Origin of the sequence: Sphingomonas sp. NIC1 (genome assembly GCF_001638925.1) — a bacterium.
GTDB lineage: Bacteria > Pseudomonadota > Alphaproteobacteria > Sphingomonadales > Sphingomonadaceae > Sphingomonas > Sphingomonas aquatilis.
On record NZ_CP015521.1, the window covers coordinates 2,072,934 to 2,094,550 of the forward strand.

Below are 21,617 nucleotides of genomic sequence, written 5' to 3' on the forward strand. Positions count from 1 at the left end.
CGCCCGCAACCCGGCTGTGAGAATATAGGGAAGTACGAATGTCCTGGACCGACGAGCGGATCGACACGCTCAAGACGATGTGGGAAGCGGGCCAGACCGCCAGCCAGATCGCCGAGGCGCTGGGTGGCGTCAGCCGCAACGCCGTGATCGGCAAGGCGCATCGCCTGGGGTTGCAGTCGCGCCCGTCGCCGGTGAAGCCGAACGAGCCCGCTGCGGCCCCCGCACCGGTGCCGGCCGCCCCCGAGCCGGAACCCGTCGTCGCGGCGCCGCCCGCTCCGCCGCCCCCCGCGCCGAAGCCGACGCCGGCGCCCGAGCCGGTGGTCGCCGCCGCGGATGTGCGCGACGACGAAGACGAGGATGACGACGACACGGATGCCGTCGTCGCCGCGCCGCGTCGCGAGCCGCAGCCGATCCTGCGGTCGGTCGGCCCCGGTGGCTTCGTGCGCCAGTCGCCCGGCGAGCAGCAGCCCCCCGCCACGCCCGCGCCGCCGCGCCGGCTGGTGCCGGCCAAGCCTTCGCCCGAGATCGCGGGCAAGACGACGCTGCTCGACCTCAACGACCGCATCTGCAAGTGGCCGCTGGGCCATCCGGGCGAACCGGATTTCCACTTCTGCGGCGAGAAGGTGAACCCGGGCTTCCCTTATTGCGTCGAACATTGCGGCCATGCCTATCAGGCGCAGCTGCCGCGGCGTGATCGCCGCCCGCCGCCGCCGATGCCGTTCGGCGGACCCAGGGTCCGCTAGGCGCGTAGCGCCAGCGAACCCGGTCCGCCCGGCCGGCGCGGCCGACAGCCGCGTCCGACGTCATGGGCTTTGCCCATGACGGGCCTGGTTTAATGCTCTCCCGTCTACCCCACACCCGTTCGCCCCGAGCCTGTCGAAGGGCGGGGCGCCCCGAGTGATGGCCTCGCATCTGGAAAGCTGTGCTTCGACAAGCTCAGCACGAACGGAGGTGGGAACGGCCCGCCGCGGCGAAGCCGCGTCGTCAGTCGTCTCCGCTGGCGCGGCACGCTGGCCGGGCTTGGGCGAGTCCTGAGCCATGCCGGGCATGGCTCAGGCCGCCCTGCGCCTTAGAAGCGGAACGCCGCCGTTGCGCGCAGCGAATGCCAGCGGAACTGCGTGTCCGAGCGGCGGAAGTCCGTCGTCGTTCCGCCCAGCACGAACGGATTCGTCGTCGGCGCGGCACCTTGCGTCACTCGCACGCGCGCATCGTCGTCGCGATACTGGTGATAGGTGTATTCCATGCCGATCGAGAAGTTCTTGCCGAGCTTCTGTTCGATACCGCCGCCGCCGACGATGCCCCACTGGTTGCGCTTGCCGAACTGGCTGAAGGCATTGGCGGTGTTGGTCGTTGTGAATTCGCGATCGATCCGCGCATAGCCCGGTCCGAACGTGCCGTAGAATAGCGTCGTGCCCGGTGCGTAGCCGACGCGGCCGCGAATGCTCGCTTCCCAATCCAGCTTGCGGGTCATGACGTAATTGGCGGGCGTCGTCGAAAAGGCGCTGACGCTGTCGGTGATCTCGCTCTTGCCGAATTCGCCGACCGCGCCGATCACGATATTGCCGCGCTGCGAGTCCATGCCGATCCGCCCATAATACGACCAGCCGTCGCGATCGTTGGCACAGCCGCCGGGCGTCGGCGTCGCGCCGCGCGCACGGCCGTTGCAGAAGCCGGGCGAGAAGGCGTTGGCGCCCGCCGCGGTCGACACCGTATCGCCGAAGCTGCCGTTCGACCCGCGATCGAACAGGATGCGCGAGCCGACGTCGTTCGGCTGGACGTCATAGCCGCCGGCAGCGCCGATGTAGATGCCGCTGAACGGCGTATCGTCGGTCATCTCCTGCGCCTGCGCGGCGGTGGTGAAGGATGCCGCGGCAAGCGCGCCGGCGACCAGAATAGAACGCATATGTCTCTCCCGACAGACGTGACAGTCGGGCAAGGAACGTCCGCTCCGGCGGAAAATATGCGTCAGATCAACCAAATCGCGGCAGTGTGGCTTTTATGCACCAGCGTAGAAATATTCGAGCAACATGTGCCGTTCGCGCCATACTGGTATCGCCCGCGATGTTCCCTTATGGTTCCGCCTGATGGCCCAGGATTTGTTCGCTTCGTCCGCTACCCCCGCCAACAGCTATGACGCCTCGTCGATCGAGGTGCTGGAGGGGCTGGAGCCGGTTCGCCGCCGCCCCGGCATGTATGTCGGCGGTACGGACGAACGCGCGTTGCACCACCTCGCCACCGAAGTGCTCGACAATGCGATGGACGAGGCGGTCGCGGGGCATGCGACGCGGATCGAGGTGACGCTGGAGCCGGGCAATCGGCTGACCATCGTCGACAATGGTCGCGGCATTCCCGTCGACCCGCATCCCAAGTTTCCCGACAAGAGCGCGCTGGAGGTTATCCTGTCGACGCTGCATTCGGGCGGCAAGTTCGCCGGCAAGGCCTATGCGACCAGCGGCGGCCTGCACGGCGTCGGCGTCTCGGTGGTCAACGCGTTGTCGAGCGATACGGTGGTCGAGGTGGCGCGCGACCGCCAGCTGTACCGCCAGCGGTTCAGCCGCGGGCAGACGCTGGGGCCGCTGGAGCATGTCGGTGCGGCGCCCAATCGCCGCGGCACCTCGGTCGCGTTCACGCCGGATGTCGAGATTTTCGGACCCGAGCTCGGCTTCAAGCCCAAGCGGCTGCACCAGCTCGTCCGCTCCAAGGCCTATTTGTTCGCGGGCGTCGAAATCCGCTGGCATTGCGCGCCCGAACTGGTCGAGGGCAGCGATACGCCGGCCGAGGCGGTGTTCCAATTCCCCGGCGGCCTAGCCGATCATCTGCGCGAACAGATCGGCGGCCGCGAATGCGCGACGGCCGATTTCTTTGCGGGGCGGCAGGATTTTCCGGGCGAGGCGGGGCGCGTCGAATGGGCGGTCGCCTGGCCGCTGTGGAGCGACGGCAGCTATAGCTGGTATTGCAACACGATCCCGACGCCCGACGGCGGCACGCATGAACAGGGCCTGCGCCAGGCGCTGGTCCGGGGCTTGCGCGCGTTCGGCGAGCTGGTGAACCAGAAGAAGGCCAAGGACATCACCGCCGACGACGTGATGGTCGGCAGCGAGCTGATGCTCAGCGTCTTCATCCGCGATCCGCAATTCCAGAGCCAGACCAAGGATCGCCTTACGTCGCCGGAGGCGGCCGGCCTCGTCGAAAAGGCGGTGCGCGATCATTTCGATCATTGGCTGGGCCACAATATGGAGCGGGGCAAGGCGCTGCTGGGCTATGTCCTGGACCGGATGGACGAGCGCCTGCGCCGCAAGGCGGAGCGCGAGGTCAAGCGCAAGACCGCGACCAGCGCACGCAAATTGCGCCTGCCCGGCAAACTGACCGACTGCGCCGCCGACTCGCCGGAAGGCACCGAGCTGTTCATCGTCGAAGGCGACTCGGCCGGCGGCTCGGCCAAGCAGGCGCGTGATCGCAAGACGCAGGCGATCCTGCCGATCCGCGGCAAGATCCTGAACGTTGCCAGCGCGACGAGTGCGAAGATCGTCGCGAACCAGGAAATCGCCGATCTGATCCAGGCGCTTGGCTGCGGCACGCGCAAGGACTGCGACGCCAGCCAGCTGCGCTACGAACGCATCGTCATCATGACCGACGCGGACGTCGACGGCGCGCATATCGCGACGCTGCTGATGACGTTCTTCTTCCAGGAAATGCCGGATCTGGTGCGACGCGGGCATCTGTATCTCGCGCAGCCGCCGCTCTATCGCCTGACGGTCGGCGCCAAGTCCCTGTACGCTCGCGACGACGCCCACCGCGCCGAGTTGGAGCGCACCGCGTTCAAGGGCAAGAAGGTCGACGTCGCGCGCTTCAAGGGGCTTGGGGAAATGAACCCCGGCCAGCTGCGCGAAACGACGATGGACCCCAACACGCGCAGCCTGATCCGCGTGACGCTGCCGCAGGAATATGAAGAACGCGCAGGGGTGAAGGACTTGGTCGATCGGCTGATGGGCAACAATCCGGCACACCGCTTTGCGTTCATTCAGGAAAATGCGGCGCGGATGGACGAAGAGGCGATCGATGCGTGAAATATCTTTGCTGGACGACACCTAACGGCAAGGATAGCGTTGTCTTCGATACGAGATAGGGAGACACGCCATGATTGCAGTCGCTGTTCTTCTTCAGGTTGCGCAGATGGCATCCGGCCCGGCACCCACGCCGGATCCCGACATCATCGTCAGTGGTAAAACGACTGCGGAGGCCAAGCGTATTCTCGAGGCATGCATTGCGGACCGCTGTACGCCAGACAAGGAGATCAAGGCGTCATTGGTCTATGCAACGCGGCAGATGTTGGACGGCGATTACCCTGCAGCACGGCAGACGTTGCTCAACGCGCGTCATCGCAACGCGGCATTCGACAAGACCTATCCCCTCCAAGTGTCCGATCTTCATCGCGCGCTGACCCGCTTGTCGACGCTCGATGGTTGGCGCGACTCTGCACGTCTGTCAGCCGTGGATGCCACTGACGCATTGCGTGCAGGCCTCCCCTCAGGTGACCCCACCATCCTAAGCCAGCGCCTGTTCAGCGCCAGCCAGCTCGCCCGCGAGGGTCGGATCATCGGAGCGACGCAAATCTACAACGATGTGGCCGATAAGGCCCGTCAGCGTGGGCAATATGCGGTGGAGGCTCAGGCGCTGTTCGACGGCGCGGTTCTCTATGCGACCCTTGCCAGCCTTGACCCGGTGTATCGCAATTCCGCGCAGGAATGGGCTGATCGTATTACGCACCGGACTGAGCCCGAATTCGTCGAGATGCGCAGCGGATTGTCGCTGCTCCGTACCAAACTGGCCGCGCTGGCGGCGAAGCCTCAAGATCGGGCTGCCATCTATTCGGCTGCGCAACCGGCCGACGGCAACGCTGCGATCCTGCTCGACGAGCCGAAGCTTCAAGTACTTCCAGACGACCAGCAACTCGCGGGTGGAATGGCGCGTGAAGGCGTGCCCGAGTGGGCCGACGTAGGTTTCTGGGTGCGGCCAGACGGTTCGGTTGCCGATCTTGCCGTCGTTCGTCAGTCGGAAGCCCGGCCGGGTTCGTGGCTCGGCGAAAAGTTGAAGGCCGTTAGCGGCCGGCGATACGCGCCGTTGCAAGGCTCCGTCGGGGCGCGGGGCCTTTATCGTGTCGAGCGCTATTCGTTGGTTCATGTGGTGCAGTCGACGATCGGCACGCACATGCCGGTGCGCGCGCGGATAGGAGAAATTGATACGATGGACATGACGCCTTTGTATCGATCGTGATCCTGTGAAGGCCGCTGGCGTGGTTGACCCGCCGGGTAGGCTCCTCGTATGAACGACAAGGGCGGCCACCACAGGCCGCCCTTTCTCGTTGAAGAGAAGAGGAGACCTCTCGTGACCATTACGCCGCTCATGCCCGTTTACCCACGGTGCGGGGTGCGTCCGGTCCGAGGGGAGGGGTGCTATCTGATCTCCGAGAATGGTGACCGCTATCTGGATATGGCGGCGGGGATCGCGGTCAATGCGCTGGGGCATGGCCACCCGCATCTGGTCAAGGCGATCGCCGAGCAGGCGGCGACGCTGATGCACGTCAGCAACCTCTACGGCAGCCCCCAGGGCGAGGCGCTAGCCGAGCGGATCGTCGCGCACAGCTTTGCCGATACGGTGTTCTTCACCAATTCGGGCACCGAGGCGGTGGAGTGCGCGATCAAGACCGCGCGGCGCTATCACTTCGCCAACGGCAATCCGCAGCGGCACACGATCATCACCTTCAACAACGCCTTCCACGGGCGGACGATGGGGGCGATTTCGGCGACCAATCAGCCCAAGATGCGCGACGGGTTCGAGCCGTTGCTGCCCGGCTTCGCCTATGCGCCCTTCAACGACCTGGAGGCGGCGCTCGCGCTGGTCGACGAGAACACCGCCGGCTTCATGGTCGAGACGATCCAGGGCGAGGGCGGCGTGTCGGTGAGCACGCCCGAATTCATCCAGGGCCTGCGCAAGGCGTGCGACGAACACGGCCTGCTGCTGATCCTGGACGAGGTGCAGTGCGGCTATGGCCGGACCGGCAAGATGTGGGCCTATGAGCATTACGGCATCGAGCCCGATATCATGTCGGTCGCCAAGGGTATCGGCGGCGGCTTCCCGCTCGGCGCGTGCCTCGCCACCGAAGAGGCGGCGAAGGGCATGGTGATCGGCACGCACGGGTCGACCTATGGCGGCAACCCGCTCGCCATGGCGGCGGGGCAGGCGGTGCTCGACGTGATGCTGGAGGACGGCTTCCTCGAGAACGTCACGGTGATGGGCGAGCGGCTGCGCGGTGCGCTGGAGCAGATGATCCCCAACCACGACCACGTCTTCGAAGGCGTGCGCGGCAAGGGGCTGATGCTCGGCCTGAAGCTGAAGGCTGGGGTCGAGCCGCGCGAATTCGTCGCGCATGCCCGCGACAATCACAACCTGCTGCTGGTCGCGGCCGGCGAGAATGTCGTGCGCATGCTGCCGCCGCTGGTGATCGAGGATGCGCATGTCGCCGAGTGCATCGACAAGCTGAGCGCGGCGGCGCGGGTGTTCGCACCGGCGAGCGACGATTGATGATTCCTCCCCCGTCAGGGGGAGGTGGCACCGCGCATGCGGTGACGGAGGGGGAGGACGGCGGGGGCTGCGTTTGGGGAAGCGCCCCCTCCACCACGGCCTGACGGCCGCGGTCCCCCTCCCCCGCTGCGCGAGGGAGGACTTTTCACATGCGTCATTTCCTGAATCTCACCGATGCCGGCGCCGATGGCGTCGCTGCGATGCTCGACGATGCCCTGACCCGCAAGGCGGCGCGGGCCGGCTGGCCGAAGGGCCGCGTCGATGCCGATGCACCGCTGGCCGGTCACGTGCTGGCGATGATCTTCGAAAAGAATTCGACGCGCACGCGGGTCAGCTTCGACATGGCGATCCGCCAGCTGGGCGGCACGTCGATCGTGATGGATGCCGGCAGCATGCAGCTCGGCCGCGGTGAGAGCATCGCGGATACCGCGCGCGTTCTGTCGGGCTATGTCGATGCGATCATGATCCGCACCGACGATCATGCCAAGGTCGAGGATATGGCGCGCCATGCCAGCGTGCCGGTGATCAACGGCCTGACCGACGCGTCGCACCCCTGCCAAATCATGGCCGACCTGCAGACGATCCTGGAGGACGGCAAGGCGCTGCCCGGGTTGAAGGTGGCGTGGCTGGGCGATGGCAACAACGTGCTTGCCTCGATCATGGAGGCGGCGGGGCTGATGCAGTTCGACGTCGTCGCGGCCTGTCCGCAGGGCTATCAGCCGTCCGAAGCGGACGCCGCGCTGGGTAAGGGCCGCGCGCGCGTCGTCGGTACCGCGGCGGAGGCGGTCGAAGGCGCGGACGTGATCGTCACCGACACCTGGATCTCGATGGGCCAGGCGCATGCCGACACCAAGCTCGCCGCGATGATGCCCTTCCAGGTCGATGAGGCGCTGATGGCGCGCGCCAAGCCCGACGCGCGCTTCCTCCACTGCCTGCCCGCGCATCGCGGCGAGGAAGTGGTCGATGCGGTGATCGACGGGCCGCAGTCGCTGATCTGGCGTGAGGCGGAAAACCGGCTGCACGCGCAAAAGGCGGTGCTGCGCTGGGTGTTCGGGCAGATCGGCTGAGGTCTCCGGGGGCGGTTCCGCCGCGCGCCGTGCCGCCCCACACCTCGACAAAACGGCTCCCGAGGCGCACGATGTGCCTCAAGTAACGGAGCCTATTCATGTCCCTAGACGAGACGTTTGCCACCGACTGGGCCGCTGCGGGCGAAGCGGGGCTGGACGATACGATCGCATTGCGCCGCGCGATCCATGCCGAGCCGGAGGTCGGGCTGCACTGCCCACTGACCACCGCGAAGATCAAGGCGGCGCTCGCCGGCCTGCCGCTGGAGATCCACGACAGCACGTCCACCACCGGCTTTATCGCCATCCTGAAGGGGCAGGCGGGCGATAACGGTCGCACCGTGCTGCTGCGCGGCGACATGGACGCGCTGCCGATGCAGGAGGAGACGGGGCTGCCCTTCGCCAGCACCATCCCCGGCCGCATGCACGCGTGCGGGCACGATTCGCACACCGCGATGCTGGTCGGCGCGGCCAAGGCGCTGTGCGCGCGCCGCGAGAGCCTGCCGGGCACGATCGTCTTCATGTTCCAGCCGGGCGAGGAGGGCTATCACGGCGCCCGCTTCATGATCGACGACGGGCTGCTCGCCATCGCCAAGCCCGATGCGGCGTTCGCGCTGCACATCACGCCCAATGCGCCAGCGGGTGTCGTCGTGACGCGCGGCGGGCCGATCATGGCGTCGGCGGATACGATCCACGCGACGATCCGTGGTGCCGGCGGCCATGCCGCGATGCCGCACGATTGCATCGATCCGATCCCCGTCGCCTGCGAGATCGTCACCGCGCTCCAGACCTTCATCGCGCGCCGTATTCCCGTCACCGATCCGGCGGTACTGTCGGTGACGAAGATCGAGGCGGGGTCGGCGCACAATATCGTGCCCGGCGAGGTGACGATGCTCGGTACGCTGCGCACCCTGTCGGAGGGCACGCGGGCGACGATGCAGGCGGCGTTCCAGCGGATTGCGGAGCATATCGCCGCCGCGCATGGCGCGACCGCGGAGACGCGGATCGAGGCGGGCTATCCGGTGACGGTCAACGACCCGCGCGGTGCGGCGCTGATCGAGGGCGTGGCGGGCACGCTCGGCCAGCCGTTCGCGACGATGCCGCAACCGATGATGGGCGCGGAGGATTTCTCGTACGTGCTGCGCAAGACGCCCGGTGCGTTCGCCTTCATCGGCGTCGCGCCGGTGGGCAGCGATCCCGCGACCAATCCGCCGCTGCACAACACGCGGATGACGATCGAGGAATCGGTGATGGCGAAGGGCGTGGCGATGCACTGCGCGATCGCGACGCGCTTCCTGGAGAACGGGTTCGATTGAGCGGGGGGCAGGCACGCCCTTAGCTTAGCCCGTCACCCCGGCCGAAGAGCCGGGGTCCCGCTTCTGTCCGGCCCTAGCGAAACAGCGGGACCCCGGATCAAGTCCGGGGTGACGAGGTGGGTGTGGCCACCCCTCACGCGGTCACTTCTTGATCAACCCGATCTCGACTAGGCGTTCGTGCAGGTAATCGTGCGCGCTGATCGGCGTGGGGTAACGATTCGGCCGGTCTGCGGTGATCGTCTGCGGTAGCGTCTCGATCAGGAAATCGGGCGCGGGGTGCAGGAAGAAGGGCATCGAATAGCGCGAATGGCCGCGGCGTTCGACCGGCGGGTTGACGACGCGGTGCGTGGTCGAGGGCAGGACGTGGTTGGTCAGGCGCTGCAGCATGTCGCCGACGTTGACGACCATCGCGCCTTCGGGCGGCTTGATCGCCAGCCAGTCGCCGGTGTTCTTGTCGAGCAGTTCGAGGCCCGCTTCCTCGGCGCCGAGCAGCAGGGTGATGAGGTTGATGTCCTCATGTGCGCCGGCGCGCACGCCCTCCGCATCGGCGGGGATGGGAGGATAGTGGAGCAGGCGCAGCACGCTGTTGCCGTCCTTCACCGCCGGATCGAACCAGTCGGGGGCAAGGCCCAGATGGCGCGCGATCGCGGAGAGCAATTTGTCGCCAGCGCGATCGAAGGCGGTGAACAGTTCGAGGAACGTGTCCTTGAACCCTTCGGGGCGCGCCGGCCAGATATTGGGCGCCATGCTGTCGGCGTAGCGATGGCCCTCCGGCAGATTGCGCCCGATGTGCCAGAATTCCTTGAGGTCGACGTGCTTGGCGTCCTTGGCGATTTCCGTCTTGAACGGGGTATAGCCGCGTGCGCCGCCACCGCCCGCGACGAAATAGTCGCGCTTTTCCGCCTCGGGCAGCGCGAACAATGCCTCGGTTTCGGACCAGGCACGGTCGATCAGGTCCTGCGGGATGCCGTGGTCGGCGACGATCGCGAAGCCGAATCGTTCGAACGATTCGCCGAACGCCTTGGCGAAGCCGTCGGGGTCGCGCGCCTGGTCGGCGAGGCTGAGCGTCGGAACCTGTGCGTCCAGCGCGGTTGGGGTGTCGAGCATAAGGGCCATCCGTTTGATCAGGCGAGCGATATAGGACGCCGCGCCGACCGCGTCACGCCCGCATGTCACGCGACTGTCATGGTGCGAACGGCGGGGGATCGACGGCGATCGCACGGTCATGATGAACGGCCGCGTAACCTCATATCATCGGCTCGGCGCGCGCGTCAGCCGGTTGATCGCGGGAGCCATGCCCTATGGGTTGTGGATGCGCATCGATTGCAGGCAGAGACTGCGCGTCTGGGGCGCGGTGGGGCTGCGAATCACGACGATTGGATTACGGCCGGACCCGGTCTCCCGGGTTGCGGCGCATCGCACTGGGGTCTGATGAACAGCTTCGTTTCCATGAGCGCTCGACTCGGTAACCGCATCCGTTCGCTGTTCGTCGCACGCGACGTCCTGTTTCACGATGGCAACGCGCTGCGCCGCGTCAGCCTGACCGGCCGTCGTCAGGCGACGCTCGCCGCCGCGGCGACGCTGACCCTGGGATTTTCGGGCTATGGCGCGGCACAGGCTGCGCAGCTGGTCGTCGCCCCCGCGCATGATACGCGCGTTGCGGGCATGGAGCATCGGCTCGACGCGATGCAGGCCCGCGTGTCGCACATCCGTGACGTCGCCCGCCTGCATGCCGAGCGGATCGAACAGCGCCAGGCGCTGATCACCGCGGCGCTGACCGGCAAGGGCGACGAGGCCGAACTGGCGCTCGCGACGCTCGCGATCGATCCCACCGCCGATCGCCTCGCCACCGATGTCGTCAAGCCGCTGGTGAAGGTGGAAGGGCGCCAGGCCCAGCTCGCCGACGCGGCGCAGAAGGTGGTGGACCAGCGCCTCGCCAAGGCGAATGCGACGCTGAAGACGCTCGGTGTCGCCAGCCGCGTGAATGCCAAGGCGATGGGCGGCCCGATGCTGGAGGCCAATGGCGCGGAAGCGCAGGCGGACCTGAAGGCCGATGCGCAGTTCCGCACGCTGTTCCAGAGCTGGAAGAAGCTCGACACGCTGCAGCAGGGGGCGATCGCCATTCCGTCGGTGCAGCCGGTGCAGCACCTGCAGTTCACCAGCAACTTCGGTATCCGCTCCGACCCGTTCCGCGGCACCGCGGCGATGCACGCGGGCGTCGACATCCCCGGTCCGGTCGGCACGCCGATCTATGCCACCGCCGATGGTATCGTCGATCACGCCGGCCGCCAGGGCGGTTACGGCAATCTGGTCGAGATCAACCACGGCAAGGGCATCGCGACCCGCTACGGCCACCTGTCGAAGATCCTCGTCGCCGATGGCGCGCGCGTGACGCGCGGCCAGCTGATCGCGCTGATGGGGTCGACCGGCCGCTCGACCGGCCCGCACCTGCATTATGAAGTCCGTATCGACGGCCATGCGGTGAACCCGGTGCCGTTCCTGACCACCGCCGATTACCTGCTCGCCGCGCAGGACCGTGCGGTCCATGCGATCCCGGTGTCGACCGACGGCCCCGCCGCGCAGGACTAAAGGTTTGGGAGGGCGGCGCCGTCCCTCCCACGGCGTCATCCCCGCGCAGGCGGGGATCCAGACGCGCTACCGCCAGCGGGATTCAGCAGCGTCGTGGTTATGGATTCCCGCCTGCGCGGGAATGACGGACGTACGGGGTAGGTTAGCCCCGAGCCGCCCGTGTCCGTGAATCCCGTCCCTCGCACGGATGATGGCGCAGGGGCGAGGGGCTAACCGGTTGCCCCACTCGCCCGCCGCGCCTATCTCGGCGGCATGACCCAGCCCGACATCGCCCTCACCCCCGCTGCCGCCGCGCGCGTCGCGGCGATTGCGGGCAAGCAGAACAAGCCTGCCATCCTGCGCCTGTCGGTCGATGGCGGCGGCTGTTCGGGGTTCCAGTACAAGTTCGGCTTCGCCGACGCGCCCGAAGGGGACGACACGATCGCGGAGACGGATGGCGTCCGTCTGGTCGTCGACAGCATCAGCCTGGACCTCGTGCGCGGCTGTCAGGTCGATTACGTCGAATCGCTGGGCGGTGCGGCGTTCCGCGTCGACAATCCCAATGCGGCGTCCGGCTGCGGCTGCGGCTCCAGCTTCGCGGTCTGAGGCGGTGAAGCTCGTCACCTATAACGTCAACGGCATCAAGGCGCGGCTGCCGCGGCTGATCGAGTATCTGACCGAACAGCAGCCCGACGTCGTCTGCTTGCAGGAGCTGAAGACGACCGACGACACCTTCCCGATCGCCGATATCGAGGCGGCCGGTTATGGCGCGGTGTGGCACGGGCAGAAGGGGTTCAACGGCGTCGCGGTGCTTGCCAAGGGGCAGACTCCGATCGAAACGCAGCGCGGCCTTGAGGGCGAACCCGAGGACGAGCACAGCCGTTACCTGGAATGCGCCGTCGATGGCCTGATCGTCGCGTCGATCTATCTGCCCAACGGCAATCCGCAGCCGGGACCGAAGTTCGACTATAAATTGCGCTGGATGGAGCGGCTCGCCAGCCGCGCGCGCGCGCTGCTGGAGGCCGAGGTGCCGACGGTGCTGATGGGTGATTACAACGTCATCCCCAATGACGACGACACCTTCTCGGTCCGCGCGATGGCGAACGATGCGCTGATGCAGCCCGAAAGCCGCGCCGCCTACCGCCGGTTGCTGGCGCAGGGGTGGACGGATGCGTTGCGCACGCGCCAGCCCAAGGGCGGGGTGTGGACCTTCTGGGATTACCAGGCCGGGGCCTGGCAGCGCGACGCAGGATTCCGGATCGATCACCTGCTGCTCAGCCCGCAGGCGGCGGACCGGTTGCAGGACGCCGGCGTCGACAAGGACTATCGCGGCCGGGAAAAGGCGAGCGATCACGCACCCACCTGGGTACGACTGTCGTGAGGCGCAGCGCGGCGGCGCTGCTCGCGCTCGCCGCCGCGACGCCGGCCGCGGCACAGGACCGCGAATTCTGCCCGGAGCGACCGGGGCTGGAAACGCAGGCCTGCATCGTCGATCGCGGGCGCGTGACCATCGAATCGAGCCTGATCGACTGGACACGCGATCGGCAGAGCGATGGCGTGACCGATACGATCCTAGTCGGCGACACGCTGGTCCGCGTCGGCGTGACCGATCGGCTGGAGGTGCGCGCAGGCTGGCAGCCGTTCGGCCATGAGCGGACGCGCGATGTCGCGACCGGCGATATCGACCGGGCGAAACGCGTCGGTGACGCGGTGATCGGGCTGAAGGCATCGCTGCTGCATCCCGACGGCAAGGGCCTGTCGATCGCGATCCTGCCATCGGTGACGCTACCGGTCGGGCGGCAGCCGATCGGCGCAGGCCGCGCGCAGCCGAGCCTGCTGCTGCCGCTGTCGTACGATGTGTCCGACACGGTCGAGATCGCCGTCACGCCGGCTATCCGGGCATTGGCGAACGAGGACGCGGGCGGCCAGCACGTGCGCTATGGCGCCGCGGCGGGCGTGACGGTGAAGCTCAGCGAGGCGGTGTCGGTCGGCGCGGACGCGTCGCTCGCGCGCGACCAGGACCCGCGCGATCACACGACGCGCGCACGCGCCGCGATGACGCTGGCGTGGCAGCCGAAGGACGATTGGCAGCTCGACACGTCGGCGATCGCCGGGCTCAATCGCGACACGCCGGACGTGCAGCTGATCGCGGGCGTGGCCCGGCGATTCTGAAGTCGATTGACGTCCTGCGATCGTAGCTTCGCTGCGTCACCCCGGACGTGACCCGTGGCTCGCTATCGTCGACCGCACAAGAAGCGGGATCCCGGCTCAAGGCCGGGATGACGGGGGGAAGCGACCTACCCACGCCCCGACCAAGCGCCTATACCCCGGTCCGATAACGACAAAGGGGAAGACATGAGCCTGTTCCGCCGCAAGACGATCCAGCCACAGCCGCCGGGCCAACAGCTCGCGCGCACGCTGGGCTGGCCGCATCTGGTGGCGCTGGGCGTCGGCGCGATCGTCGGCACCGGCATCCTGACGCTGATCGGCGTCGGCGCGGATCGGGCGGGGCCGGCGGTGATCCTGTCGTTCGTCGTCGCCGGCGCGATCTGCGCCTGCGCGGCGCTCTGCTATGCCGAGATGGCGACGATGATCCCCGCGTCGGGGTCGGCCTATACCTATAGCTATGCGGTGCTGGGTGAGGTGATCGCCTGGGTCGTCGGCTGGAGCCTGATCCTCGAATATTCGCTGGTGGTCTCGACCGTCGCGGTCGGCTGGTCGGGCTATGCGGTCGGGTTCCTGAAGGGGCTCGGCATCGTCGTGCCCAATGCGCTCGCCAACGGGCCGGGCCTGGGCGGCGTGGTCAACCTGCCCGCGGTGGGGATCATTGCGGTGGTCGCGGGGCTGCTGATGCTCGGCACGCGGGAAAGCGCGCGGATCAACACTGCGCTGGTCGTGCTGAAGATCGTGACGCTCGCGCTGTTCGTCGCGGTGGCGCTGCCGCACTTCGAGGTGGCCAACCTGCATCCGTTCGCACCGTTCGGCTATGGCAGCCCGGAACATGCCAACGGCGTGAAATATGGCGTGATGGGCGCCGCGGCGATCATCTTCTTCGCCTTCTACGGCTTCGACGCCATCTCGACCGCCGCCGAAGAGGCGAAGAACCCCGAGCGCGATCTGGCGATCGGCATCGTCGGATCGATGATTGCCTGCACCGCCATCTATATGATCGTCGCCGCCGTGGCGGTGGGGGCGCTCAGCTACACGCGCTTCGGCTCCAGCCCGGAACCGCTGGCGCTGATCCTGCGGGAGATCGATCAGGGCGGTATCGCGACGATCGTTGCAGCGGCGGCGGCGATCGCGCTGCCCACGGTGTTGCTCGCCTTCCTGTACGGGCAGAGCCGCATCTTCCTGGTCATGGCGCGCGACGGCTTCCTGCCGCAGAGCCTGGCGAAGGTATCGAAGCGCGGAACGCCGGCGCGCATCACCGCGATGACCGCGGTGTTCGTCGCCGCAATCGCCGGTCTGGCGCCGCTCGACGTCATCGCCAGCCTCGCCAATGCGGGGACTTTGTGCGCCTTCGTCGCGGTCGCCGCCTGCGTGCTGGTGCTGCGCCGCCGCGACCCCGCCGCGCGCCGGCCGTTTCGCACGCCGCTCGCCTGGATCGTTGCGCCGCTTGCGATCCTGGGCTGCTGTTATCTGTTCACCAGCCTGCAGGTGGTGACGCAGATCGCCTTCCTCGGCTGGAACGCTTTCGGTCTGCTCGTCTACTTCCTCTATGCGCGCGGTCGGGCGCAGATCGCGTGAGCGGCTGGCATATCGGCATCATCGGCGGATCGGGACTGTACGACGTCGCGGGGATCGAGGATGGCCGCTGGGTCGAGGTGGCGACGCCTTGGGGGCCGCCGTCGGATGCGATCTTCACCGGGCGCATCGGCGCGGCGCGCGTGTCGTTCCTGCCGCGCCATGGCCGCGGGCATCGGATCAGCCCCGACGCCCTCAACGCCCGCGCCAATATCGACGCGTTGAAGCGGCTGGGCGTCACCGACGTGCTGGCGGTGTCGTCGGTCGGTTCGCTGGTCGAGGAGCGGCCACCGGGTAGCTTCACCATCGTCGACCAGTTCATCGACCGGACGAAGGGCCGCGTGTCGAGCTTCTTCGGCACCGGCTGCGTCGTGCATGTCTCGATGGCCGATCCGGTCTGCCCGCGGCTGTCGGCGCTGGTCGCGGACGCGGCGGGAGCGGGCGTGGATCGCGGCGGCACCTATCTCGCGATGGAGGGGCCGCAATTCTCGACGCGGGCGGAAAGCCTGCTCTACCGGCAATGGGGCTGCCATGTGATCGGCATGACCGCGATGCCCGAGGCCAAGCTCGCCCGTGAGGCGGAGCTTCCCTATGCGCTGGTCGGCATGGTGACGGATTACGACTGCTGGCGCGAGGACGAGGCGGCGGTCGATGTGGCGCAGGTGCTGGCGCAGCTGTCCGCCAATGCGGCGAAGGCGCGAAGCATGGTGCTGGCGCTGCTGCGCGGGTTGCCGGCCGAGCGGGCGGCGTCGCCGATCGATACGTGCCTGGATGCGGCGATCATCACCGCGAAGGGCGCGCGCGATCCGGCGCTGGTGGCGAAGCTGGACGCGGTGGCGGGGCGGGCGCTCGCCTAACCCACTGCGTCACCCCGGACTTGGTCCGGGGTCCACCGGGCCGCGCGGGGACGGCAAGAGACACTGGCCATCCCCCTCGCCGCAGAGTGGACCCTGGACCAAGTCCGGGTTGACGGCGAGATTGGGGCGATCCGCTCGCCCAACAAAAAGGGGAGGGGCCTTGCGGCGCCTCCCCTTTCCTATTCCGGGAAACGAGCCCCCTTACGCGGCCAGCTTGCGCAGCACGTACTGGAGGATGCCGCCATTGAGGAAATATTCCAGCTCGTTGACGGTATCGATGCGGCAACGCGTCTCGAACGTCTCGGTGCTGCCGTCGGCGCGCTTCAGCGTCACTTCGACGGTCTGACGCGGGCGCAGGTCGGCGACGCCGGTGATCGTGAACGCCTCGGTGCCGTCCAGCTTCAGCGTCTGGCGGGTCACGCCGTCGGCGAATTGCAGCGGAAGGACGCCCATGCCGACCAGGTTCGAACGGTGGATACGCTCGAAGCTTTCGGTGATGACCGCGCGGACGCCCAGCAGGTTGGTGCCCTTCGCCGCCCAGTCGCGCGACGAGCCGGTGCCATATTCCTTGCCCGCGACGACGACGAGCGGTGTGCCGTCCGCCTTGTGGCGCATCGCGGCGTCGTAGATCGGCATCACTTCGCCGTCATACTGGGTCATGCCGCCTTCGACGCCCGGCACCATTTCGTTCTTGATGCGGATGTTGGCGAAGGTGCCGCGGACCATGACATGGTCGTTGCCGCGGCGCGCGCCGTAGCTGTTGAAGTCCTTGCGCGCGACCTGACGCTCGGTCAGCCACTGGCCGGCCGGGCTGTCCGCCTTGATCGAACCCGCCGGGCTGATGTGGTCGGTCGTGATCGAATCGCCCAGGATCGCGAGCGGCTTGGCCTCGATGATGTCGTGAACCGGCTTCGGGGTCATTTCCATGCCCTCGAAATACGGCGGGTTGGCGACATAGGTCGACGCCGCCGGCCAGGCGTAGGTGGCCGAGCCGGTCACGTCGATCTCACGCCACTTGGCGTCGCCGGCATAGACGTTGCCGTAGCGGCTGCGGAACATCTCGTCGTCGATGTTCGCCGCCATCGTGTCGGCGACTTCCTGGTTGGTCGGCCACACGTCCTTCAGGAACACGTCCTGGCCGTCCTTGCCCTTGCCGAGCGGGGTTTCGACCATGTCCTCGGTCACGGTGCCCTTCAGCGCATAAGCGACGACGAGCGGCGGCGAGGCGAGGAAGTTGGCGCGCACGTCGGGCGAGACGCGGCCTTCGAAGTTGCGGTTGCCCGACAGCACCGAGGCGGCAACGAGGTCGTTTTCGTTGATCGCGGTCGAGATCGGACCCGGCAGCGGACCCGAATTGCCGATGCAGGTGGTGCATCCGTAACCGACGAGGTTGAAGCCGATCGCGTCGAGATCGGCGGTGAGGCCGGCCTTATTGAGGTAGTCGGTGACGACCTGCGAACCCGGCGCCAGCGAGGTCTTGACCCAGGGCTTGGGCTTCAGGCCGAGCGCATTCGCCTTGCGCGCGACGAGGCCGGCAGCGACCAGCACCGACGGGTTCGAGGTGTTGGTGCAGCTGGTGATCGCCGCGATCACGACGTCGCCGTCGCCGATGTCATGGCCGCGCTCGGCGACGGCGACACGCTTCGGGCTGGTCTTGCTGTACAGCTTGCTGAGGTCGCCGTTGAACACGTCGTCGACATTGCCGAGGCTGACGCGATCCTGCGGACGCTTCGGGCCGGCGAGGCTGGCGGTGACGGTGCCCATGTCGAGCTCCAGCGTGTCGGTGAACACGGGGTCCGCGGCATCGTCGTGGCGCCAGAAGCCGTTCGCCTTGGCATAGGCTTCGGTCAGCGCGATCGTTTCTTCGGGGCGCGCGGTGAGGCGCATGTATTCGATCGTCTTGTCGTCGATCGGGAAGAAACCGCAGGTCGCGCCATATTCGGGCGCCATGTTGGCGATCGTCGCGCGGTCGGCGAGGGTCATCGAGCTGAGGCCCGGGCCGTAGAATTCGACGAAGCGGCCGACGACGCCCTTGGCGCGCAGCATCTGCGTGACGGTGAGCACGAGGTCGGTGGCGGTGATGCCTTCCTTCAGCGCGCCGGTCAGCTTGAAGCCGACGACTTCGGGGATCAGCATCGACACCGGCTGGCCGAGCATCGCCGCTTCCGCTTCGATGCCGCCGACGCCCCAGCCGAGCACGCCAAGGCCGTTGACCATCGTGGTGTGGCTGTCGGTGCCGACGAGCGTGTCCGGGTAGGCGATCGCCGCCGAACCGCTGGCATGATCGCCCATTTCGGTCGACGACCAGATCGCCTGGCTGACATATTCCAGGTTCACCTGGTGGCAGATGCCGGTGCCCGGCGGCACGACCTGGAAGTTGTCGAGCGCCTTGGAGCCCCACTTCAGGAATTCGTAGCGCTCGCCGTTGCGCTGATATTCGAGGTCGACGTTATCCTCGAACGCCTGCGGCGTGCCGAATTCGTCGACCATGACCGAATGGTCGATGACGAGGTGGACGGGGACCTGCGGGTTGATCTTGGCCGCGTCGCCGCCGAGCTTGGTGATCGCATCGCGCATCGCGGCGAGGTCGACCACGCACGGCACGCCGGTGAAATCCTGCATCAGCACGCGCGCGGGGCGATACTGGATTTCGCGGTCGCTGCGGCGCTCATTCTGCCAGTCGACGATCGCCTTCACGTCCTCTTCGGTGACGGTCTTGCCGTCTTCGAAGCGGAGCATGTTTTCGAGCAGCACCTTCATCGAGAAGGGCAGGCGGCTGATGTCGCCGTACTTTTCCGCCGCCTTCGCAAGGCTGTAGTAATCGTAGGTCTTGCCCGCGACGTCGAGCGTCGTGCGGGTCTTCAGGCTGTCCTGGCCGATGGCGGTCATTATGGTCCCTTCAATTTGGCTCGAGGGCGCTCGGGGAGGCGGCGGGAAAGCCGCGCGGGCGCGCGATGAGCGCTGCGAAAGCGTATGTCGCCGCGGCCTTAGCAAGGGGTTTACGGTTGGGGAAGCGCCTATGCTGCGCGTGCGTTCGCTTGGCGGCTCAGGTCGTGGGTGCGGGGAGGATCGCCTGTCCCGTCGCCAGCGTCTTGCCGCGGGTGATGATGACGCGGTCGCCGACCTTCGCCTGCGCGAACAGCAATTTGGCAAAGGCGACGGGAACGCCGATGCAGCCATGCGTCGCATAGCCCCATTCGACCTTCGATCCGTGGATCGCGACGCCATCGCCGGTCAGGCGCAGTGTGTACGGCATCGGCGCATTGTCATAGGTGCGCGATACGTGCGTCGCGTCCTTCATCAGGATCGGAAAGGTGCCGAGTGGCGTCGGCTTTTCGTCGGCGCCGTACAGGATGGCGGCGGCGCCGATCTCATAGCCGTCGCGGAAGACGGAGAGTGTCTGCGCGGCGAGATCGACGGTGATGATCAGCGGACCATCTGGCACGCCCTTGGTATCCCAGGCGTAATCGCCGAACTTGATCGGGCCGATATCGAGGATGCGCTTGACCTGCATGTTCTCCGGCGCGGGCGTGGGCGTGGAGAGGGCGGCCGGCGTCGGCTTGGCGGTGGCTGCGGCGGGCGTGGTGATATGGGTCGGGGGCGAGGGGAGGGTGACGCGCTGCTCGGTGGGCGTCCGGGCGGATGTCGGTCCGGCGACCGATGCCGTCCCATGCGGTGCCACCGCGGCAATCGCAGCGACTCCGATGACGGCGCCGGCAAGGATCAGTCTGGCCGCAATGGCCTGGCGACGGGCAACCACGATGCATGTTCCGGAAACGATGTACGAAGCGGCGAGGATGGGCGCGTTTCGCGGGCAATGCGAGTCGGCAAATCGCGGTGTGCCGTGGCGGTACGGAGCGGGGGCCCGTCAACCTTCCGGTAACCGCCCACGCAACCGGAACGGGAAGCCGGAAACAGGACCCCGGAAACAGGAACATTGTCCGGCCCTATCCGGTTGAGCGAAAAGACCAAAAAGGAGCGATGCCGTGTCCCATATCCCCAATTCCGCGATGAAGCATGCCGGCCCCGTCCATCACGACCCCGCGCCGGAGGCCCGGCCTGTCAAGCCGAATCGGGCGGAAAACGGCCAGGGGCTGGGCCTGCCGGCATGGCTGGCGATCGGCGGTACGCTCGTCGTCGGGGCCGCCGCAGCGCTCGCCGTGCCGTTGCTGCGCGGCCGCGCGACGCCGGTGCCCAAGCGGCGCGGCAAGCGTGCGACGGTACGCAAGGCGGCATCGGGCGCTAAACATCGCAAGGTGGCCGCAAAATAGACCCAGATTGGCGGAAGCGCTGGTGATGCGCGCCAGCCGTGCTAGACCCGCCCTGGGCATGGGACGACGATGAAGGCGCGCGACGACACCGGGCGGAACGGATCGAACGGTATCGCCGCGTCGCTGCGCGATGGCGGCGCCGTCCGCACGCGTGCCGTGGCGAGCCCGGCACCCGATCCCGCCGCAGCGTTCGACCGCCTGTCGCGCCGCCATCGCGAATGCCTGCGCGGGGTGCGCGCGCTCAAGGGCTCCAAGGAGATCGCCGAGGAGCTCGGCATCGAAAAATCGACCGTCGACAGCTATCTGACCGAGGCGGTGAAGCTGCTCGGCGCGCGCAATCGACGCGATGCGGCGCTGCGCTGGGCGGCGTATGAAGATCAGGCTGCTGAGCCAAGCGCCGAATTTACAACGATTATTCCCGAAGCCGGGGACCCCGATAAAATCGGGGGTCATTCTGCGCGGCTATCCCCGCTCGCCGCCGATCCGCCACTGCCGGTGGTGCCGGACGAGACCATCGTCATGGCAGCGGACAGCGGCGGCGCCCGGCCTTTCAGGTCATCGGCGTTCCCGATCCGGCTGCCCTTCCGGCGGAAAGGACAACGGGGCAACGACCTGACGGTCGGGGATCGGTTGATCTGGATACAGGCCATCGCATTCGGCACCATCGTCGGTTTCGGCATGTTGATGAGCGGCCTCCAGGCACTGACCCATTTGATCGAGGCGCTGACCCGCAACCTTTCCTGATCGTCAGCGAAAGCGCCCCGCTCGGGGTGGAAAGGGTCGCCATCATGTCGTCAATCATCGCATCGCGCACCGCTCCGGTCGCTGCGTCGTCTGTGGATACCAAGGCCGCGGCCGATGCCGTCGCACAGTTGCTCTGGAAGCTCGAGACGCAGCTCGACGAGGCTTTCTCGACCGGCGGTGAGTTGCTCGCGGCGCTGCCCCGTGCCCGCCACGCCGCCAACCTGCCGGCGATCGCCGGGCAACAGGCGTTCGAAGTGCTGGGCCAGGCGATCATGGCGATCGGCGCCGCACGCGGCCACACCGTCGCGGGCCATCGCGTCATCGAAAAAATCGGTAAGCAGATCGGGTATGAAACGAGCTTCGGCGACGAACGTCCGAAGCCCGAATTCGCCCCGACAGGTGCCGACGTCAGTCATCTGCGCGTCGCTGCCTGAGGTGTCATGGCTTGACCGTCGAACTGCTCCTTTGACA

General features: G+C 67.3%; 19 protein-coding genes. 15 read left to right on the forward strand and 4 right to left on the reverse strand.

Translation table 11 applies throughout. The annotated features are described in order from the left end of the window. The first annotated feature begins 38 nt into the window (after positions 1 to 38). A complete protein-coding gene (locus tag A7E77_RS09915) occupies positions 39 to 743 on the forward strand; it encodes a GcrA family cell cycle regulator (protein ID WP_063687627.1) in 705 nt (234 codons plus the stop codon). 326 nt (positions 744 to 1,069) lie between these two features. Here A7E77_RS09915 and A7E77_RS09920 read toward each other — a convergent pair whose 3' ends face one another. Then, complete coding sequence (locus tag A7E77_RS09920) at positions 1,070 to 1,903, reverse strand: outer membrane protein (protein ID WP_063687629.1); 834 nt, start codon at positions 1,901 to 1,903, stop codon at positions 1,070 to 1,072. 181 nt (positions 1,904 to 2,084) lie between these two features. Between A7E77_RS09920 and parE the strand changes: the two genes are divergently transcribed. From parE to A7E77_RS09945, 5 genes are all read left to right on the forward strand, one after another. Next, the gene (gene parE, locus A7E77_RS09925; RefSeq protein WP_063687630.1) at positions 2,085 to 4,067 is read left to right on the forward strand and encodes a DNA topoisomerase IV subunit B; all 1,983 of its coding nucleotides are present in this window, start codon (positions 2,085 to 2,087) and stop codon (positions 4,065 to 4,067) included. Between the two features lie 70 nt (positions 4,068 to 4,137). Next, on the forward strand, positions 4,138 to 5,274 hold the full coding sequence (locus A7E77_RS09930; protein ID WP_226341711.1) for a hypothetical protein: 1,137 nt from the start codon (positions 4,138 to 4,140) through the stop codon (positions 5,272 to 5,274). Between the two features lie 111 nt (positions 5,275 to 5,385). Continuing rightward, positions 5,386 to 6,582, forward strand: a complete 1,197-nt coding sequence (locus A7E77_RS09935) for an aspartate aminotransferase family protein (RefSeq protein ID WP_063687632.1) — start codon at positions 5,386 to 5,388, stop codon at positions 6,580 to 6,582. A 149-nt stretch (positions 6,583 to 6,731) separates the two neighbouring features. Then, the gene (gene argF, locus A7E77_RS09940; protein ID WP_063687634.1) at positions 6,732 to 7,649 is read left to right on the forward strand and encodes an ornithine carbamoyltransferase; all 918 of its coding nucleotides are present in this window, start codon (positions 6,732 to 6,734) and stop codon (positions 7,647 to 7,649) included. A 98-nt stretch (positions 7,650 to 7,747) separates the two neighbouring features. Further along, positions 7,748 to 8,962: a M20 metallopeptidase family protein gene (locus A7E77_RS09945; RefSeq protein WP_063687636.1), complete on the forward strand. Its 1,215-nt coding sequence runs from the start codon at positions 7,748 to 7,750 to the stop codon at positions 8,960 to 8,962. 141 nt (positions 8,963 to 9,103) lie between these two features. Here the strand turns inward: A7E77_RS09945 and A7E77_RS09950 are convergent, their stop codons facing one another. After that, entirely contained in the window at positions 9,104 to 10,069 is a 966-nt protein-coding gene (locus A7E77_RS09950) for an isopenicillin N synthase family dioxygenase (protein WP_063689860.1), read from the reverse strand. 342 nt (positions 10,070 to 10,411) lie between these two features. Between A7E77_RS09950 and A7E77_RS09960 the strand changes: the two genes are divergently transcribed. The 6 genes from A7E77_RS09960 (at position 10,412) to mtnP (ending at position 16,131) form a co-directional block, all read left to right on the forward strand. Then, the gene (locus A7E77_RS09960) at positions 10,412 to 11,551 is read left to right on the forward strand and encodes a M23 family metallopeptidase (protein ID WP_226341712.1); all 1,140 of its coding nucleotides are present in this window, start codon (positions 10,412 to 10,414) and stop codon (positions 11,549 to 11,551) included. A gap of 252 nt (positions 11,552 to 11,803) precedes the next feature. After that, positions 11,804 to 12,136, forward strand: coding sequence for an iron-sulfur cluster insertion protein ErpA (erpA, locus tag A7E77_RS09965; protein ID WP_017977613.1), 333 nt, complete (start codon positions 11,804 to 11,806; stop codon positions 12,134 to 12,136). A gap of 4 nt (positions 12,137 to 12,140) precedes the next feature. After that, positions 12,141 to 12,911, forward strand: coding sequence for an exodeoxyribonuclease III (gene xth / locus A7E77_RS09970; RefSeq protein ID WP_063687643.1), 771 nt, complete (start codon positions 12,141 to 12,143; stop codon positions 12,909 to 12,911). Further along, the gene (locus tag A7E77_RS09975; RefSeq protein ID WP_063687645.1) at positions 12,908 to 13,702 is read left to right on the forward strand and encodes a transporter; all 795 of its coding nucleotides are present in this window, start codon (positions 12,908 to 12,910) and stop codon (positions 13,700 to 13,702) included. The genes xth and A7E77_RS09975 overlap by 4 nt, the downstream gene beginning before the upstream one ends. Positions 13,703 to 13,885: 183 nt before the next feature. Continuing rightward, on the forward strand, positions 13,886 to 15,277 hold the full coding sequence (locus tag A7E77_RS09980) for an amino acid permease (RefSeq protein ID WP_063687646.1): 1,392 nt from the start codon (positions 13,886 to 13,888) through the stop codon (positions 15,275 to 15,277). Next, the gene (gene mtnP, locus A7E77_RS09985; RefSeq protein ID WP_063687648.1) at positions 15,274 to 16,131 is read left to right on the forward strand and encodes an S-methyl-5'-thioadenosine phosphorylase; all 858 of its coding nucleotides are present in this window, start codon (positions 15,274 to 15,276) and stop codon (positions 16,129 to 16,131) included. The genes A7E77_RS09980 and mtnP overlap by 4 nt, the downstream gene beginning before the upstream one ends. Positions 16,132 to 16,332: 201 nt before the next feature. On the opposite strand, the gene acnA is transcribed toward mtnP, so the two are convergent. Both acnA and A7E77_RS09995 read right to left on the reverse strand, forming a co-directional pair. Then, positions 16,333 to 19,020: an aconitate hydratase AcnA gene (gene acnA / locus A7E77_RS09990; RefSeq protein WP_063687650.1), complete on the reverse strand. Its 2,688-nt coding sequence runs from the start codon at positions 19,018 to 19,020 to the stop codon at positions 16,333 to 16,335. A 157-nt stretch (positions 19,021 to 19,177) separates the two neighbouring features. Further along, positions 19,178 to 19,891, reverse strand: coding sequence for a L,D-transpeptidase family protein (locus tag A7E77_RS09995; RefSeq protein ID WP_226341713.1), 714 nt, complete (start codon positions 19,889 to 19,891; stop codon positions 19,178 to 19,180). 226 nt (positions 19,892 to 20,117) lie between these two features. On the opposite strand from A7E77_RS09995, the gene A7E77_RS10000 reads away from it, so the two are divergent. The 3 genes from A7E77_RS10000 (at position 20,118) to A7E77_RS10010 (ending at position 21,580) form a co-directional block, all read left to right on the forward strand. Beyond that, complete coding sequence (locus A7E77_RS10000) at positions 20,118 to 20,402, forward strand: hypothetical protein (RefSeq protein ID WP_226341714.1); 285 nt, start codon at positions 20,118 to 20,120, stop codon at positions 20,400 to 20,402. A 69-nt stretch (positions 20,403 to 20,471) separates the two neighbouring features. Beyond that, entirely contained in the window at positions 20,472 to 21,146 is a 675-nt protein-coding gene (locus tag A7E77_RS10005; RefSeq protein WP_063687654.1) for a helix-turn-helix domain-containing protein, read from the forward strand. Positions 21,147 to 21,190: 44 nt separating this feature from the next. Continuing rightward, positions 21,191 to 21,580 carry a hypothetical protein gene (locus A7E77_RS10010; RefSeq protein WP_018250514.1) on the forward strand — a complete coding sequence of 130 codons (390 nt, stop codon included), beginning with the start codon at positions 21,191 to 21,193 and terminating at the stop codon, positions 21,578 to 21,580. Positions 21,581 to 21,617: the final 37 nt, after the last annotated feature.